Below are 1,054 nucleotides of genomic sequence, written 5' to 3'. Positions count from 1 at the left end.
CAATACGCAAAAAGCTGGAGGGTAATGGGCTGTGGGAGTCTAGTCGCATGATGCTTCCTGAACATAAAGAAACAATCATTCGCCGGCAATTAGAAGAGGGCAGGGAGGCTCGGCCCACGCTTGATCCCCAAGAAATGGAGTTAATCGAGAAGGCGTTGGCCGAATCTTTTCATGAGCACCGCACTGTTACAGTAAGGATGTTTGTTGAGTATGAAGAAAGGGAGTTAACCGGTATTGTCGTACTAATCCATACGTTCAGACGAGAGATCAAACTGTCTATCTCTGAGGGTGAATGGAATTGGATAAAAGTAGATGATATTACTTCTGCAAGCACATTTTGAAAAAGGAACGCTTATCGGCATATAGCTGATAGCGTTTCTTTTTATATTGATTTAAAGATTCCAAAAAAAATTAGGATTCTGCTAACTTATTAATCTATTTAGCGTTTATATATATGAAGGCCTAAAAATTGGGAAAAGAGGTTGATTAATCATGAAAAGTAAATTTAAAATTTCTTTGGTATCATGTATTATTTTATCTGCAATGTTAACTGGTTCTGCTTTTGCTGATCCAACAATCTCTTCCGAAGATGCCTCTCTAAGCCAATCCTCTACTGGGAGCAACGTTAGCGAGGAAAGTAATTCAGGCGGAGATTTTGAAACGCAAGTTTTTCAAGAATATGGACCTTTCGGTGGCCTATACCAATATAGCGGTGCTATACATGGAGCTTTAGTAAAACCTAACTCTAACCATAGTATGGAGATCAGAAACCTTAGAGTTTATGGTGTTAATTCAGGAAACCCAGCATATTTCACTCTGCGTGTAGCTGATGTAGATGGAAATACAATATATTCAAAAACCTACATGACAGACCAAGACCTCAGAAATAAACCGCCGATTTTGGTACCGGTTGTTAGCTATAAGAATTATCAAGTTATTATAGAATCACACACTAACAACCTTATGCAGGGGGGCTTCTATCTCGGCGTCGACGGGAACGTGTCACAGTTTTAAAAAAATACTCAGTATATTAAAAAAGAACTGCAACCCGTGA

General features: G+C 39.0%; 2 protein-coding genes. Both read left to right on the top strand.

Going from position 1 to position 1,054, the window contains the following annotated elements; translation table 11 throughout:
• Positions 1-2 precede the first annotated feature (2 nt).
• Positions 3-341, top strand: coding sequence for a YolD-like family protein (locus M2277_RS31620; RefSeq protein WP_036642940.1), 339 nt, complete (start codon positions 3-5; stop codon positions 339-341).
• Between the two features lie 151 nt (positions 342-492).
• Positions 493-1,014, top strand: a complete 522-nt coding sequence (locus M2277_RS31615; protein ID WP_063477318.1) for a hypothetical protein — start codon at positions 493-495, stop codon at positions 1,012-1,014.
• Positions 1,015-1,054: the final 40 nt, after the last annotated feature.

Origin of the sequence: Paenibacillus sp. LBL (genome assembly GCF_029893715.1) — a bacterium.
GTDB classification, from domain to species: domain Bacteria; phylum Bacillota; class Bacilli; order Paenibacillales; family Paenibacillaceae; genus Paenibacillus_AQ; species Paenibacillus_AQ glucanolyticus.
Note: the sequence above shows the minus strand (reverse complement) of the source record. Positions and strands in the feature narration are given on the sequence as shown.